Source organism: Kitasatospora sp. NPDC023176, from assembly GCF_055560495.1.
This window is the reverse complement of record NZ_JBVHIP010000016.1, coordinates 1-15,821: the sequence shown is the minus strand read 5'-3', so window position 1 is coordinate 15,821 and position 15,821 is coordinate 1. Positions and strand designations below refer to the sequence as shown.

At 73.2% G+C, this 15,821-nt stretch carries 11 protein-coding genes and 1 pseudogene; 7 read left to right on the top strand and 5 right to left on the bottom strand.

The features are described 5' to 3' along the window. Positions 1-112: 112 nt before the first annotated feature. On the top strand, positions 113-1,075 hold the full coding sequence (locus ACZ3YL_RS21975; protein WP_465659220.1) for a D-2-hydroxyacid dehydrogenase family protein: 963 nt from the start codon (positions 113-115) through the stop codon (positions 1,073-1,075). 215 nt (positions 1,076-1,290) lie between these two features. Next, positions 1,291-2,205, top strand: a complete 915-nt coding sequence (locus tag ACZ3YL_RS21970) for a hypothetical protein (RefSeq protein WP_465659218.1) — start codon at positions 1,291-1,293, stop codon at positions 2,203-2,205. Between the two features lie 10 nt (positions 2,206-2,215). On the opposite strand, the gene ACZ3YL_RS21965 is transcribed toward ACZ3YL_RS21970, so the two are convergent. Next, complete coding sequence (locus ACZ3YL_RS21965) at positions 2,216-3,808, bottom strand: M4 family metallopeptidase (protein WP_465659216.1); 1,593 nt, start codon at positions 3,806-3,808, stop codon at positions 2,216-2,218. Positions 3,809-4,039: 231 nt separating this feature from the next. Here ACZ3YL_RS21965 and ACZ3YL_RS21960 point away from each other — a divergent pair, with 231 nt between their 5' ends. Continuing rightward, positions 4,040-5,368 (top strand): hypothetical protein, encoded by a 1,329-nt coding sequence (locus tag ACZ3YL_RS21960; RefSeq protein WP_465659214.1) that lies wholly within the window; start codon positions 4,040-4,042, stop codon positions 5,366-5,368. 7 nt (positions 5,369-5,375) lie between these two features. Here the strand turns inward: ACZ3YL_RS21960 and ACZ3YL_RS21955 are convergent, their stop codons facing one another. Next, positions 5,376-7,469: an amino acid adenylation domain-containing protein gene (locus tag ACZ3YL_RS21955; protein WP_465659212.1), complete on the bottom strand. Its 2,094-nt coding sequence runs from the start codon at positions 7,467-7,469 to the stop codon at positions 5,376-5,378. Positions 7,470-7,762: 293 nt separating this feature from the next. Between ACZ3YL_RS21955 and ACZ3YL_RS21950 the strand changes: the two genes are divergently transcribed. The 4 genes from ACZ3YL_RS21950 to efeU all read left to right on the top strand — a co-directional run bounded on the left by ACZ3YL_RS21950 (position 7,763) and on the right by efeU (position 12,499). Further along, positions 7,763-8,638 carry an ABC transporter ATP-binding protein gene (locus ACZ3YL_RS21950; protein WP_188305122.1) on the top strand — a complete coding sequence of 292 codons (876 nt, stop codon included), beginning with the start codon at positions 7,763-7,765 and terminating at the stop codon, positions 8,636-8,638. Between the two features lie 160 nt (positions 8,639-8,798). Further along, a complete protein-coding gene (gene efeO, locus ACZ3YL_RS21945) occupies positions 8,799-9,947 on the top strand; it encodes an iron uptake system protein EfeO (RefSeq protein ID WP_465659211.1) in 1,149 nt (382 codons plus the stop codon). A gap of 86 nt (positions 9,948-10,033) precedes the next feature. Beyond that, entirely contained in the window at positions 10,034-11,359 is a 1,326-nt protein-coding gene (gene efeB / locus ACZ3YL_RS21940; RefSeq protein WP_465659209.1) for an iron uptake transporter deferrochelatase/peroxidase subunit, read from the top strand. 297 nt (positions 11,360-11,656) lie between these two features. Continuing rightward, a complete protein-coding gene (efeU, locus tag ACZ3YL_RS21935; protein ID WP_465659207.1) occupies positions 11,657-12,499 on the top strand; it encodes an iron uptake transporter permease EfeU in 843 nt (280 codons plus the stop codon). A gap of 82 nt (positions 12,500-12,581) precedes the next feature. On the opposite strand, the gene ACZ3YL_RS21930 is transcribed toward efeU, so the two are convergent. The 3 genes and pseudogenes from ACZ3YL_RS21930 to ACZ3YL_RS21920 all read right to left on the bottom strand — a co-directional run. After that, positions 12,582-12,770, bottom strand: coding sequence for a hypothetical protein (locus tag ACZ3YL_RS21930; RefSeq protein WP_188305126.1), 189 nt, complete (start codon positions 12,768-12,770; stop codon positions 12,582-12,584). Between the two features lie 308 nt (positions 12,771-13,078). Then, entirely contained in the window at positions 13,079-15,667 is a 2,589-nt protein-coding gene (locus tag ACZ3YL_RS21925; protein WP_465659205.1) for an ABC transporter permease, read from the bottom strand. A gap of 59 nt (positions 15,668-15,726) precedes the next feature. Then, positions 15,727-15,821 (bottom strand): annotated as a pseudogene (locus ACZ3YL_RS21920) (ABC transporter ATP-binding protein); the annotation flags it as partial.

Here is a 15,821-nt window from a genome sequence, read left to right as displayed (position 1 = left end):
CCCGATGGCCGTCCTGCGCGCCGAGCTCGGCGCGCCCTCGTGGATCGTCCGGACCGGGGACCGTGACGGGCTGCGGCTCCCGGGGCCGTGGCCCGTCTGCTTAGCTGCAGGCATGACGCTCCTTCGCTGCGCCGTCCTGGACGACTTCCAGGGCGTCGCCACCAGCTCCGCCGACTGGTCCCCGCTGGCCGGCCGGGTCGAGGTGACGGCCTTCCGCGAGCACCACGGCTCGGAGGAGGAACTGGCCGCCGCCCTCGCCGAGTACGACATCGTGGTCACCCTGCGCGAGCGGGTGCCGTTCCCCGCCACGCTGTTCGCCCGGCTCCCCCGGCTCAAGCTGCTGATCGCCTCCGGCATGCGCAACTCGGTGATCGACCACGCGGCCGCCGCGGCGCACGGCGTCACCGTCTGCGGCACCGCCAGTTCCGGCACCCCGCCGGTCGAGCTGACCTGGGCGCTGCTGCTCGGCCTGGCCCGCGGCATCGTCCAGGAGAACACCGCGCTGCGCGAGGGAGGCCCCTGGCAGAGCACCGTCGGGGCCGACCTGCACGGGCGGACGCTCGGCCTGCTCGGCCTCGGGCGGATCGGCGCCGCGGTGGCCCGGGTGGGGCTCGCCTTCGGCATGGACGTGCTCGCCTGGAGCCGGAACCTGACCGAGGAGCGGGCGGCCGAGGCGGGGGTGCGCCGGGCCGGGTCGAAGGAGCAACTGCTCGGGGAGAGCGACTTCGTGTCGGTCCACCTGGCGTCCAACGCGGGCACCCGGGGGCTGATCGGCGCCGCCGAACTCGCCCTGATGAAGCCCGAGGCCTACCTGGTGAACACCTCCCGGGCGGCGATCGTCGACCAGGACGCGCTGCTCGCCGCGCTCACCGGCGGCCGGATCGCGGGCGCCGCCGTGGACGTCTTCGACATCGAGCCGCTGCCCGCCGACCACCCGCTGCGCCGCGCGCCCCGGCTGCTGGCCACCCCGCACCTGGGGTACGTCTCGCAGGACAACTACCGGCGGTACTTCGGCGAGGCGGTGGAGGACATCGCGGCCTTCCTGGCGGGTGAGCCGATCCGCTGTCTGGGCTGACGCCCGCGCCCGGTCGGGGCCGCCGGTCGCATACTGACCGCATGGCGAGCGGAGACGGACTCGGAGACGGTGGCCGGGGTGCGGGCCGGCGCGGGGTGCTGCGGGCGGGGGCGGCGGTGGTGCTGCTGGGGGTGGCCGGGTGTTCCGGCGGGGCCGAACCACGTGCCGCGGCGACGAGTTCGGGGTCCGCCCTGACCGAAGGACCAACCCCGACGGTGACCCCGACCCCTGCGGTGACGCCGACACCAACGCCGGCACCAACGCTGACGCCGACACCAACGCTGACGCCGACCCCGAGCCCGCTGCCCAACCCACCGCTCTGGCAGCCCGGCCCCGGCGAGATCCAGCCCGACGTCAAGCGCCGCGCCGTCGAGCTGGTCTCCGCGCTCGGCGCCTGGCCGCCCGGCGGGCAGGGCGCGCCGGCGGCCCGGGCCCGGGTGGCGGCGCTGGGCCTGCCGCCGGGGCTGGCGGACCAGGCGGGCCGGCTCGCCGCGGCGGCCCCGGAGGCGAGCCTGGAGGTGATCGTCGCCCAGTACGGCGGGATCCTCGCCGACTCGGCCAGCGTGCTGGTGGTCTGCCGGCAGTGGACCAGACAGCCGGACGGCTCGGTGGCCTCGGGCGGCGTCACGGTGGACGTCCGGTTGAGCCGGGCCGAGCCGCGCTGGACCGTCACCGCGCTGTACCCGGGGGATCCGGGCCCGGCCGCGGCCTCGCCCGTCCCGGCGGTGGCCAGGGTGCTGGCCGAGCCGAGGATCGAGCTGCCGCCCGAGGCGGCGGACGACCTGCGCAGCGGCACCGTCCACGACACCGTGCTCGCGGCGATGCTGCGGCTGGCCGGCCCGTACGCGCTGTCGGTGAGCGTGGTGCGCAGCGGTCACCCGCTGGACGTCTTCGGGACGGCCCGGCCCAGCGACCATCCGCTGGGCCGGGCCTTCGACGTGTGGCGGATCGACGGCCGGGCGGTGGTGGACCCGGCCACGCCCCGGCAGCTGGTCGAGTCCTTCATGCGGGACGCGGCGGCGGCCGGTTCGTACAACGTGGGCGGGCCGGTGGCGATCGCGGGTGTCGGCAACCGGTTCTTCACCGACGACACCCACCACGACCACGTCCACATCGGGTTCAACAGCTGACTGTGGGGCGTCAGTTGACGTTGACGGCGCTCCAGGCGGCGGCGACCGCGTTGTACTCGGTGCTGCCGGCGCCGTAGAGGTCGCGGGCGGCGTTGAGGGAGGCTGCGCGGGCGCCCTTGTAGTTGGTGGTGGAGGTCATGTAGACGGTCAGCGCGCGGTACCAGATCTTGGCGACCTTCTGGTTGCCGATGCCCGTGACGGTGGACTTGTTGCAGGTCGGGCTGTTGTAGGCGACCCCGTTGACGGTCTTGCCGCCGCTGCCCTCGCTGGCGAGGTAGAACCAGTGGTTGCCGACGCCGGAGGAGAAGTGGACGTCGAGCTTGCCGACCGAACTGCTCCAGCAGTCGGCCGACTTGCCGTCCAACGAGGGCTTGTCGAAGCGGCGCAGCCACGGCGGGGTGGACTGGTCGCTGAACAGGTAGTCGCCGGTGTCGACCTTGTTGTTGGCGTACCACTCCACCATGGTGCCGAAGATGTCGCTGGTGGACTCGTTGAGCCCGCCGGACTCGCCGCTGTAGCGCAGGTTGGCGGTGGCGCTGGTGACGCCGTGGGTCATCTCGTGGCCCATGGTGTCGAGGTCGACCTGCTCGGGGTCGGTGTTGCCGTTGCCGTCGCCGGTCATCATGCAGAAGCAGCTGTCGGACCACTGGGCGTTGTCCCAGTTCGTGCCGACGTGGACGAAGACGGTCGCGCCCTTGCCGTCGTTCTTGATGCCGTTCCGGCCGTGCACGTTCTTGTAGTAGTCGTACGTCCAGGCGGTGTTGGCGTGGGCGTCGACGGCGGCGGTGGCGCGGTTGGCGGAGAACTTCCGGCCGTCGCCCCAGACGTTGGTGGTGCTGGTGAACGGGGTGCCGGAGGTGGCCTTGATCGAGCCGGCGGAGAGGTTGCCGGCGTCCTTGGTGACGTGGCCGCGGACCGGGTCGGTGAGGGTGTAGCCGCCGTTGGCCGCGGTGGTCTCGATGGTGACCTGGCCGGTGTACTCGGAGTTCCCGGTGCCGGCGGCCTGGTGCTCGGCGTCGTAGGACTCGATCTGCTCGCCGGTGGTGGCGTCGGTGACGACCACCTTGCCGGCCGGCTGGCCGTGCTCGCCGGTGCCCTCCACGACGGTGCGCCAGGCCAGCCGGGGGGTGCCGTCGGCGGCCCAGACCACCAGCTCGGGGGTGCTGGTGGCGTCCCGGACGCCGGGGGCGGCGGAGAGCGCGTTCGCGGCGCCGGACTGGGCGGGCACCTTGGGGACGGTGGACTTCACGGCGGCGTCGTGGGCGGCCGCCCGGGAGGTGTCCTTGAGCCTGCCGCGGGTGTCCTGGTGGACGACCAGGTCGCCACCGACCACGGGGAGGCCCTGGTAGGTGCGGTCGAAGCGGATGTGGGAGGTGCCGTCGGCGTCGAGGACGACGTCCTTGAGGACGAGGTCCTGGCCCGCGCCGTAGCCGAAGACCCCGGCGTTGTGGGTGACGTTGGCGCGGGCCTGGGCTATCGCCGCGTCGCGGGTGGCGGGCGCGGCGGAGGCCGTGGTGGCGGGGACGGCCACGGCGGCGAGGGCGGCGACGACGGCGATCGCTCCGGCCGTGCGGACACGGTGGGAGGAGGGGGTCAGGCTCAACTCTGGCTCCAGTGGGGTTAGCTGCAGGGAAAGGGGCTGCAAAGAGCTGCGACCGAGATTGACGGCGATCAGTCAGGTTGAGCTAGAGGAAAGGTCATAACTTTGCCAAGTTGTGTCCTTGTCAAATCAAAACTGATCGGAACTTAACAAGCCGTCCACACGGCCGTCGTGACCGTCGACTACCGGCACCGCCGGGGCCGTTGACGCTCCGAGCCCCTAAGCTCTCGCTCCATGGACGGATGGGTGGGGGCCTGGACCGGCGGGCGGGCGGCGGTGCACATCGGCAACGTCGCGGACTTCAACGCGCAGTTCGTCGCGCCCGGCATGGATGCCGCGCAGCGGGCACGACGGCTGCGGCAGGCGCACCACTACGCCTGCCTGGCCGTCGGCTACAGCCCGGAACCGGCGGTGCTGGTACTGCCCGCCGAGGTCGACCGGGCCTGGACCGACTGGCTGGCCCGGGAGTTGGCCTGGGGGCCGGTCCAGGTGCACAGCGGAGTCGCGGCCGGGCAGACGCTCGCCGAGGCGCTCGCCGCCCGGCCGGCCCTCGCCGCCGCGATCGCCGACTCCGGCCACCCGGTCATCAGTTGGGGCCGCACGGCGGCCCAGGGCGAGGGGCCCGAACTGGCCGCCGTCCGCCGCTACGAGTCCAAGGCCGCCGCCCACGGGCTGTTCGCGCAGCTCGCGCCCGCATACCCCGGGATCGTCGTCCCGGCCCAGGAGCGCGCTGACGGCCGCCGCCGCGCCGCCCGCCGGCTGACCGTCCGCGCCACCCGGGGCCTGACCACCGTACTGAAGAGCCCGCACGGCGTCGGCGGATACGGCACCGTCGTGGTCGAGCCCGCCGAACTGTTCGCCGCCGGCGGCGGTGGCGCGCTGCTGCGCCGCCTGGTCCATTCCGAAGTCCTGCCGCCCCAGGGCGAGTTGCTCCTGGAGGAGTACGTGGACCCGGGCCCGGCCGCCCGGCTGCGCGACCTCACCTACGACGCCGTGATCGGCCCCGACGGCACCGTGCACCCGGTCGGGGCGGGCGCCATGGAGGTGGCCGGCACCCGCTACCAGGGCGTCACCGTCGGCCCCGGCGTGGTGCCTCGGGCCGCCGCCGAGACCGCCCGCGGCCTCGCCCTCGCGGTGGGGGAGCGGCTGGCCGCCGACGGCTACCGCGGCTGGTACGACGTCGACTTCGTCACCGACCGGCAGCGCCGGCTCGCCCCCACCGAGATCAACCTGCGGCTCACCGGCCCCGCCGTCGCCTTCATGCTCCGCGAACGCCTCGACCGGGTACGCGGCCCCGGCCACCTGGTCCGCACCCTGGACGCGCTGCCGCTCGGCGCCCGGCTCGCCCCCGAGGCGCTGCACGACCACCTCGACCGGCAGCGCCGGCGCTGCGCCCGGCTCGGGGTCACCCTGCTGCCGCTGATCCCGACCGCCGGCCACGAGCCGGAGCCCGCCGTCGGCCTCGCCCTGGCCGGGCCGGACACCGAGGCGCTAGACGCCGCCCAGGCGCTGCTCACGGCGGCCAACCACGGGCTGACCGGGATGTTCGAGGCACTGCGCTGATCACACGTCACTTTCTGCTGCCGGCACGGGGCTTGGTCAACAGGAAGATCACCACGATCACCGCGGCCAGCATCAGCGAGATGTTGAACACGTACACCATCGCCGTCTCGCGCGCCCAGTCCGTGGCCGCGGTCAGCCGGTAGAGATTGTCCTGCGGCCACCAGTTGGCGAGCAGCCAGACCACCGAGAGGTGGGTGAGCACCGACAGTTTGGGTGAGCGGCCCTGCCGCAGCACCGCCGGGAGGCCGAGGAACAGGAAGGCCAGCCCGGCGCCGAAGGCGGCGCACTCGGCGAAGTACAGGAGTCCGAACCAGAAGTGGTACTCGGACGGCACCCCCGAGAGGTCCGTCGAACCGGGGAAGAAGGTGTCGGTGAGGGCCCGGGTGAGGATGGTGGTGACCACCGTGATGAAGGCCGCCAGGCAGCCCGCCGAGTCGTCGCCGTTGTTCGCCCCGCCCCCCGCCTTGCCGCCGCCCTTGCGGCTGCCGCCCGCCTTGGCCGAGTGCGGCGCGGTGTGCTGCGGCGGGGCCGGCAGCGGCAGCGCGGCGCGGTCCAGCTTCCCGGCCCGGGTGCGCGGCAGCTCCGGGACGACGATGACGGCGGCGGGCGAGGAGAAGCCGTTGAGCTCGGTCAGCAGGTACTGGGTGAGCGACCAGCCGTCCACCCCGCCCGGCGAGCCCTGGGTGGGCACCACGTAGCCGACCAGCACCCGCCGCCCCGGTACGGGCTGAACCTCGACCACGGCCGCCTCCCGCACCGCCGGGTGGGCGCGCAGCGCGCCCTCGGCCCGGGCCGCCGCCTTGACCCGCGTGGTCACCGTGGTCGCCCGGTTCGCGCCGAGCGGGCCGACCACGGTGGAGGCCCTTCCGACGAACTCCAGCACGCCGTCCGCCCGCAGTACCCCGAGGTCGCCGGTGAGCAGCACCCGCCCGTCCGGGGCGAAGTCGGCACGGACGAAGTGGCGGGCGGTGTCCACCGGCCGGTTGAGGTAGCCGCGGGTCAGGCCGGAGCCCGCGATCGCGATCTCGCCGACCCGCCCGGACGGCACCGGGGTGGCGTTCGGGCCCAGCACGTACACCCGGGTGCCGGGGAAGGGCCGGCCGACCAGCGAGACCCGCTCGGCGCCCTCGGCGGCGGCCGCGCCGCGCACCTCGAAGTAGGTGCTGTCCACGGTGGCCTCGGCCAGGCCGTAGACGTTCAGCACCCTGGTGCTCCCGCCGAGGAGGCGCTGCAGGGCCAACTGCTCGTCCAGGTACCACTTCTCCGCGCCGATGGTGAGCAGCCGCACCCCGGGCAGCCCGGCGCGGGTCGCGGTCAGCAGGGCGGTGAGCCGGCGCGCGGTGCGGACGTTCAGCTCCAGCACCGTGATCCGCTCCTCCGCCACCAGGGCGGGCAGGGCGGCGAGGTCGGCGGTGCGGTCCAGGGTGAGGTTGTACGCGGCGACCACCAGGGTGGCGCCGGTGCCCAGCGCGCGGACCCAGTCGGCGGTGAAGACGTCGAACTCCAGGCTCGCCGTCTGCAGGATCCGGTCCTCGGGCGTCAGCCCGTACACCTCGCGCCAACCCGCGTACGCGGCCAGCAGGTTGCGGTGCTCGACCAGGGTGCCGGTGGGCAGGCCGGTGGAACCGGAGGTGTAGAAGACGCAGGCGACGTCCCCCGGGGACACCTCCGGCTGCGCGAACTCTCGCTGCGGCAGGTCCGGTTCGTCGAGGCAGACCAACTGCGCCCCACCCGCGTCCGCCAGCCGCACCCGGTGGCGCTCCTCGGTGACCACCAGCTCGGGCGCGGCGTCGCCCAGCACGTGCCGCAGCAGCGCGTCGGGCGCCGTCGGCTCCAGCGGGACGAAGGCGGCGCCGGTCTTCAGCACCGCCAGCATCGCGACGTACACCTCCGTGCCCCGGCCCAGCGCGACCGCCGCCCGCCGGCCCGGGCCCAGCCCGCGCCCCGCCAGGTGGGCGGCCAGCCGGTCGGCGCGGGCGTCCAGCTCCCCGTACGTCAGTTCCTGCTCGCCGCAGCGCACCGCCACCGCCTGCGGCGCCCGGCGGGCCTGCCGCTCGACCAGGCCGTGCAGACTGTCGGGCCGTTCCTCGTCCACGACCATCACGCCTCCCCCTCGTCCCCCTCGGAAGGCACCATGTTCCTCCCCAACTCCCTTCGCGCAAGGGGATTCTGAAGACTCGCCCGCGGGCGGGCCGATCGGATCCGGCGTCAGGCGCAGGCCGCGCGCGGCCGGGCGGGTCGGGCCCGCTGCGCGCGGGCCGGGGTCCATCCCTCGGACGGCCGGGTTCCGCTCCCGCCGACGGTTGTACGGTGCACACGGACGATCGGCGCCGGCCGGCCGGTGCGGCGCCCCGCCCGTACCCTGCCCGGTGCAGCGATCGGAGAGCCGCCCCCATGACCACGTCCGACCCGTCCTTCGACGGCCCGCTGCTGCGCACCCAGGACGTGGACGTCGTGCGCGACGGCCGGCACCTGCTGCGCGGCATCACCCTGGAGATCCGGCCCGGCGAGCACTGGGCGCTGCTCGGCCCCAACGGCGCGGGCAAGTCCACCCTGCTCGCGCTGCTCGGCGCGGTCTCCCACCCGACCCGGGGCACCGTGGACGTGCTCGGCCGCCGGCTGGGCCGGGTCGACATCCGGGAGCTGCGCGCCCACCTGGGGCACGTCAACCCGCGGCACCCGCTGCGCTCGCCGCTGAGCGTGCGCGAGGTGGTGCTCACCGGGTTCACCAACACGATCGAGCCGGAGTGGCACCGCAAGCCCGCCCCCGAGGCGGTGGAGCGGGCGGAGCGGCTGATCGAGACGCTCGGCATGGCCGCGATGGCCGACGCCCCGTGGACCACGCTCTCCCAGGGCGAGCGAGGCCGGGCGCTGATCGCCCGCGCGCTGATGCCCAGCCCCCGGCTGCTGCTGCTCGACGAGCCCGCCACCGGGCTGGACCTCACGGCCCGCGAGCTGCTGCTGGACAGCCTGGACCTGCTGCGCCACCAGCACCCCGAGCTGGCGAGCGTGCTGGTCACCCACCACCTGGAGGAGCTGCCGGAGAGCACCACCCACGCCCTGCTGCTGCGCGAGGGCGAGTGCCTGGCGGCCGGGCCGGTGGACGAGGTGATGACCACCGCGCTGATCAGCGAGACCTTCGGCCACCCGATCCGGATCAGCCGCCGGGAGGGCCGCTGGACGGCCCGCGCGGCCGCCCGCCGGGTGCCGGAGCGGCAGGCGGCGGAGCAGGCGGGGGAGCAGCCGGAGGAGCGGCGGCCCCGGAGGTAACGGTTCGGGCAGGGAGGTAACGGTTCGGGCAGGGCGGGGGCCGGGTGTCGACGGTAAAGACTTCTTACGTAAGGTATGCCTTAGCTAAAAAGGAGGCACCGGCCTGGCCGGCGCTTTACCCGGCCTTGGCACCCCCATGCCCTTTTCCGTTGGAGCCCCCATGCCCGCCCGCCGTCGTTCCACCGCAGCCGCGCTGCTCAGCCTCGCCGTGGCCACCGCCGCCCTGGCCGGCTGCGCGTCGAAGAAGGACGACGGGGCGGGCGGCGCGGACGCGGTCAGGATCAACGCCACCGACACCGCCTGCGAGGTCTCCAAGGCCAGCTTCCCGGCCGGTCACGTGGTGCTGGACATCAGCAACAAGGGCTCCAAGACCACCGAGGTCTACGTCTACGCCGCCGGCGACAAGATCGTCACCGAGCGGGAGAACATCGGCCCCGGCACCAAGGCCAGCATCAACGCCGAGATCAAGGCCGGCTCGTACGAGATCGCCTGCAAACCCGGCATGGTTGGCGACGGCATCCGCCAGAAGATCACGGTCACCGGCGAGGGCGGCAGCACCGCCCCGGCCGACCCGCGCCTGGCCGCCGCCGTCGACTCCTACCGCACCTACGCCCAGGAGCAGGCCGACGCCACCATCCCGGCCGTCGAAGCCTTCGCCGCCGCGATCAAGGCCGGCGACCTGGAGAAGGCCAAGTCGCTGTACGCGCCTTCGCGCACCGGCTGGGAGCGCACCGAGCCGGTCGCCGAGAGCTTCGGGGACGTCGACCCCAAGACCGACACCCGCGAGGACAAGCTGGAGCAGGGCCAGGCCTGGACCGGCTGGCACCGGCTGGAGAAGGCGCTCTGGGCCGACGCCAGGATCGGCGACGAGGAGAAGACCCTCGCCGACCGGCTGGTCGCCGACCTCAAGGACTGGCAGAAGAAGATCCCTGAGGCGGAGATCACCGCGACCAGCATGGCCAACGGCGCCAAGGAGCTGCTGGACGAGGTCGCCACCAACAAGATCACCGGCGAGGAGGACCGCTACAGCCACACCGACCTGGCGGACTTCCACGCCAACGTCGAGGGCGCCCAGAAGGCCTACGAGCTGCTGAAGCCGGTCGCCGCCGAGAAGGATCCGGAGCTGGCCAAGACCCTCGACTCCGAGTTCGCCGCCATCAACGCCCTGCTCGCCAAGTACCGGCAGGCCGACGGCATCTTTACCCCGTACGACAAGGTCACCGAGGCCGAGCGCAAGACCTTCTCCGACGCGGTCAACTCGCTGGGCGAGCCGCTGTCGCGGCTGGCCGCCGCCGTGGTCGTCAAGTAGCGCTCCGCCGAGAGCACTTCAGTAGGCCAGTCAGTCAGAAGTTCAGCAGTTCAGTGGTTCAGCACGTGAGAAGGGCCCGCCCGCCGATGGACGCCGAGAACGAGCAGCAGAACGGCACCCCGGCCGCTGCCGCCACCGCCACCGCCAACCCGGGCGCGGTCAGCCGCCGCGCCGTCATCGGCTGGGCCGGCGCGGGCGTCGCGCTCGGCGCCGCCGCCGTCGGCTCGGTCGCCGCGGCCGTCCGGCAGGACGACGACCCGGCCCCGGCCGCCGCCGCGACGGCCGCCGGGGAGGTGCCCTTCTACGGGGAGCACCAGTCCGGCATCGCCACCCCGGTCCAGGACCGGCTGCACTTCGCGGCCTTCGACGTCTCCGAGAAGGCCACCCGGGAGTCCCTGGTCAAGCTGCTCAAGGAGTGGACCAAGGCGGCCGCCGCGATGACCGGCGGCCGCGAGGTCGGCACCGGCGCCGTCCCCGGCTCCGCCGAGGCGCCGCCGGACGACACCGGCGAGGCGCTCGGCCTGCCCGCCTCCCGGCTCACCCTCACCATCGGCTTCGGGCCCAGCCTGTTCGAGAAGACCGGCCCGGACGGACAACCGGTGGACCGCTTCGGCCTCAAGGCCCAGCGCCCCGACGCCCTGATCGAACTGCCCGCCTTCAAGGGCGACAGGCTCGACCCGCTGCGCAGCGGCGGCGACCTCTGCGTCCAGGCCTGCGCCGACGACCCGCAGGTCGCCGTGCACGCGATCCGCAACCTGGCCCGGATCGGCATGGGCACCGTCAACATCCGCTGGTCCCAGCTCGGCTTCGGCAAGACCTCCTCGACCACCCCGGACGAGCAGACCCCGCGCAACCTGATGGGCTTCAAGGACGGCACCCACAACATCGCGGGCTCCGACGCCGGCAACCTGGCCGCGCACGTCTGGGCCGCCCCCGGCGACGGCCCGGAGTGGATGACCGGCGGCTCCTACCTGGTCGCCCGCCGCATCCGGATGCACATCGAGACCTGGGACCGCGCCTCGCTCAAGGACCAGGAGGACACCTTCGGCCGCACCAAGGGCGAGGGCGCCCCGTACGGCAAGGGCAGGGAGCACGACGCCCCCGACCTCAAGGCGATGCCCGCGACGTCGCACGTCGCCCTGGCCCACCCGGACGCCAACAACGGCCTGATGATCCTGCGCCGCGGCTTCTCCTTCACCGACGGCACCGACGGCCTCGGCCGCCTGGACGCCGGGCTGTTCTTCCTCGCCTACCAGCGCGACACCCGCAAGGCCTTCGTGCCGCTCCAGCAGCGGCTCGCGGCCTCTGACAAGCTCAACGAGTACATCCAGCACGTCGGCTCCGCCCACTTCGCCTGCCCGGCGGGCGTACGCAAGCCGGGCGAGTGGTGGGGCCAGGCCCTGTTCGGCTAGGGGCCTGTCTCCCGGGCCCTTGCCGGGTCCGCGGTGTTGGGGCACGCACCTCGCCGCGTTGTCGTCGGTCGCCCGATGGCCCCCAGCCAGGCGGCCGGGAGGTGCCCCCACCGCATCGCCTCCGCTCCCGGCCTCCGGCCGGGAGGTGCCCCCACCGCATCGCCTCCGCTCCCGGCCTCCGGCCGGGAGGCGCCCCCACCTCCGCCTTGCGATGCACGCACCCCAACGCCGCGGCCTGATCCGACACAACCCGAGAGACAGGCCCGTCCCCACCCCCACGGATCCAAGGAGTCAGCCGTGTTCGGCAACTACCTGATCGGCCTGCGCGAGGGCCTTGAGGCCAGCCTGGTCGTCTGCATCCTGATCGCCTACCTGGTCAAGACCGACCGCCGGGACAAGCTGCCGCCGGTGTGGCTCGGCGTCAGCGCGGCCGTGGTGCTCTCCATGGTCTTCGGCGCGGTGCTGCAGTTCGGTTCCTCGCAGCTCACCTTCGAGGCCCAGGAGGCGCTCGGCGGCTCGCTGTCGATCATCTCGGTCGGGCTGGTGACCTGGATGGTGTTCTGGATGCGGCGCACCGCCCGGCACCTGAAGACCGAACTGCACGGCAAGCTGGACGCGGCGCTCGCGATGGGTACCACGGCGCTGGTGGTCACCTCCTTCTTGGCGGTCGGCCGGGAGGGCCTGGAGACCGCGCTGTTCATCTGGTCGGCGGTGCAGGCCACCGACGACGGCTGGAACCCGCTGATCGGCGCCGCGCTCGGCCTGCTCACCTCGGTGGTGCTCGGCTGGCTGTTCTACCGGGGCGCGCTGAAGATCAACCTGGCGAAGTTCTTCACCTGGACCGGCGCGATGCTGGTCGTGGTCGCGGCCGGCGTGCTCGCCTACGGCGTGCACGACCTCCAGGAGGCCGGCTGGCTGCCCGGCCTGCACGCGACGGCCTTCGACATCTCCAGCACCATCCCCAAGGACAGCTGGTACGGCACCCTGCTGAAGGGCGTGTTCAACTTCCAGCCGGACCCGACAGTGCTGCAGCTGGTGGTCTGGCTGGCCTACCTGCTGCCCACGCTGGCCGTGTTCTTCAACCTGTTCGGCGGCAAGGCGAAGCCCGCCGAGCCCGTCGCCGCCAAGCCGGCCGCCTGACCCGGCAGTTCACCGCACGCCCCGCACCGCCCGGCCGCCCCGCCGGGCGGTGCGGTGTCGTGTCAACAGTCCTGGATCTGTCCTAGATCATGTGGGACTTGGCCAGGAAGAAGAACATCACGAGCAGCGCGATGCCGGCCACGACGAACGGGCCGGCCGCGAGCCGCCGGTGGAACCCGGAGGCGTCGTGGGCGTTCCACAGGTGCGACTCGGCGGTGTCGCGCGCACTCCAGGACACCCGCCGCTGGTAGTCGCAGCTGTCGCACTCCACATAGCGCTCGTCGTTGCCGCGCGTGACGATCCTCGCCGTGTGCGTGTTCCCGCTCGAGTCCGTCCCCGTGATCCAGCTCGAAATCACGATCCACCCCCGTGGTGTGACGTCGTGTCAATGTGCGGCGATCCTTGCACGCATCACCGACAATCCGCCACCGATCACCACCGAGCGCCAGCGAACACCACCGAACACCACCGAGCGCCGGCGAACGCCGGCGCACGCCACCGGTCCTCGGTGTACGGGGCAAGCGCGGAGCCCCGGACGGTCGGACCGTCCGGGGCTCCGTGGGTGACGCGGGGCGCGGGTTACTGGCTCTTGATCGCGTCCAGGATGTCCAGCCTCGCCGCCCGGTGGGCCGGCCAGAGCGCGGCCAGCAGGCCGATCACGGCGGCCGCGAGCAGGAAGCAGGCGATCTGCAGCGGGGGCACCACGGTGCCGAGCCCCTTGAGGTCGTCCGCCATCGTCCGGATCGCCGCCCAGGCGGTCAGGATGCCCAGGCCGATCCCGACCAGCCCGCCGAACAGCGCGATCAGCAGCGACTCCAGCCGGACCATCCGGCGGATGCCGAGCCGGTCAAGGCCGATGGCCCGCAGCATGCCGATCTCCCGGCGGCGCTCGAACACCGACATCGCCATGGTGTTGACCACACCGAGGACGGCGATCACCACGGACATGCCGAGCAGCCCGTACATCAGGTTGAGCATGTTGGTGATGGCCTGGCGGCTCTCCGCCTTGATGTCCTTGTCGCCCTTGACGGCGATCAGCGGGTTGCCGCCGGTGGCGTCCCGCAGCGCCTGCTTGAGCTGCTCGGTCGCGCCGTGCTCGCCCTTGACCAGGATCTTGTCCAGGCCGGTGCCGGGCTTGGCGTGCGGGCCGACGACGGCCTCCGGGGCGATTACGTTGGCCGGCGCGGTGTCGGCCTCCAGGATGCCGCCGACGGTGAGCGAGCCCTTGGCGCCGTCCGGGTAGGTGACGGCGAGGGTGTCGCCGAGCTTGTAGCCGGCGCGCTCGCTGCGGCCGGCGCTGACCAGCAGCTTGCCCTGCTTGAGGGCGTCCGCGGAGCCTTCCTTGATCTTGACGGTGGTCAGCTGGTCGATGGTCGCCGCGTCCACCGCGGTCAGCCACTCCCGGTCGCCGTCGCCGTCGCCCTCGCCCTCGCCGTTGCCCTGGCCGACGGTGACCGGAAGCCCGCGCTCGGCGCTCATCACGCGGACACCGGGCGTCTTGGCGATCTGGGTGGCGACCTCGTCGGAGAGCATCGAGGCGTTCTGCATGGCGACCGTGTAGTCGGCCTTGAGGTCGCTCTCGGTGGAGTCGTCCACGGCCTTGTTCACCGAGGCGCCGATCACCGTCAGCGAGGTGATCAGGGTGACGCCGATGGTCAGCGCCGAGGCGGTGGCGGCGGTGCGGCGCGGGTTGCGGACGGCGTTCTCCTGGGCGAGCTTGCCCGGGGTGCCGTACACGGCGCGCAGCACCGGGGCGAGCAGCGCGATCAGCGGCCGGGACAGCAGCGGGGTCAGCACGAACACGCCGAGCAGCAGTGCGGCCGCGCCGAGGCCGACCAGCTTGACCTCCTTGCCGCTGATACCGGCGGCCAGCAGACCGAGCCCGGCCACCGAGAACAGCAGGCCGACGGTGTTGCGGACCACCAGGCTCTTCTGGGTGGCGGGCTGCTCGGTGGCGCTCATCGCCGCCACCGGGGCGATCCGGGAGGCCCGGCGGGCGGGCAGCCAGGCGGCCACCAGCGTCACCAGCACGCCGACCGCGAGCGCGGTCAGGACGGTGGTGGGGGCGATCACCAGCGGGCCGTCCGGCAGGTTGAAGTCCATCGGGCCGTTCAGCAGCGCCCTGAGCCCGACGGCGATCCCGACACCGGCCAGCAGGCCGCCGACGGAGGCGGTCAGGCCGACCAGGACGGCCTCGACCTGCACCGAGCGGGTGATCTGCCGGCGGGTGGCGCCGACGGCGCGCAGCAGGGCCAGCTCCCGGGTGCGCTGGGCGACCAGCATGGTGAAGGTGTTGGCGATGATGAAGATCCCGACGAACAGCGCGATGGCGGCGAAGCCCAGCAGGAAGGTGTTCAGGACCTTGGAGCCCTGGTCGATCATCCGGTCCTGCTCGGCGGCCAGTTCGCGGCCGGTCCTGGCCTCGATGGTGTCGCCCTGGGGGAGCGCCTGCTTGACGGCTGCGAGCAGGGCGGTGTCATCGGTGCCGGGCTTGGCCTTGACGTCCAGCGAGGCGAAGCGGCCGGGGCTCAGGTAGAGCTGCTGGGCGGTGGCGGTGTCGAAGGCGGCCAGCGAGCCGCCGGCCAGGACGCGCGGGTCGTTGGTGTGCAGGGTGCCGGTGAGCTTGAGCTCCATCACCGGGCCGTTGACGGCGACCCGGACGGTGTCGCCGACCCGGTAGCCGCCCTTCTCGGCGGTCCTGGTGTCGAGCGCGATCTCGGTGGCGTCCTTGGGGCCGCGGCCCTGGACCAGCGGGTAGCGCGGGTCGGTGCCGTCGGCGCCCGGCACGTAGTTGGTGCCGGTGGTGGAGAAGCCGTTGCCGATCAGCGCGCCCTTCTTGTCGGCGATGCCGGCGAAGCCGCTGACCACGCCGCGGGCCTCGGCGGTGCCGGGCAGCGCGGCGACCTTCCGGCGGGCCTCCTCGGTGAGGGTCGGGCCGGTGACGGTGGTGGCGCCGCGGTCGTAACCCTTGCCCACGGCCGAGTCGTCGCTGACCGTGACGGCGATGTCGGCGTAGCTCTTGGAGTTCTGGGTCCGGAGGGCCTGGCCCATGGTGTCGGTGAAGACGAGCGTGCCGGCCACGAAGGCGGTGCCGAGCATGACGGCCAGCATCGTCATCAGCAGTCGGCCCTTGTGGGCCAGTACGTTGCGCAGTGCGGTGCGGAACATGGGGGAGCGTCAGTCCTGGGGGTACTAGGGGATCGGGGGCGTCGGGTGGCTGAACGGGCTCAGCTGGTGCGGCCCTTGGCCTCGAAGCGGCGCATGCGGTCCAGGACGGTGTCGGCGGTGGGGTGGTGGAGTTCGTCGACGATGCGGCCGTCGG

Bases quoted from the DNA above. Each gene is read 5' to 3' on its own strand.
- ACZ3YL_RS21975 (WP_465659220.1), top strand. From the start codon at position 113: ATGACGCTCCTTCGCTGCGCCGTCCTGGACGACTTCCAGGGCGTCGCC.
- ACZ3YL_RS21960 (WP_465659214.1), top strand. From the start codon at position 4,040: ATGGACGGATGGGTGGGGGCCTGGACCGGCGGGCGGGCGGCGGTGCAC.
- ACZ3YL_RS21955 (WP_465659212.1), bottom strand. From the start codon at position 7,469: ATGGTCGTGGACGAGGAACGGCCCGACAGTCTGCACGGCCTGGTCGAG.
- ACZ3YL_RS21950 (WP_188305122.1), top strand. From the start codon at position 7,763: ATGACCACGTCCGACCCGTCCTTCGACGGCCCGCTGCTGCGCACCCAG.
- efeO (WP_465659211.1), top strand. From the start codon at position 8,799: ATGCCCGCCCGCCGTCGTTCCACCGCAGCCGCGCTGCTCAGCCTCGCC.
- efeB (WP_465659209.1), top strand. From the start codon at position 10,034: ATGGACGCCGAGAACGAGCAGCAGAACGGCACCCCGGCCGCTGCCGCC.
- ACZ3YL_RS21925 (WP_465659205.1), bottom strand. From the start codon at position 15,667: ATGTTCCGCACCGCACTGCGCAACGTACTGGCCCACAAGGGCCGACTG.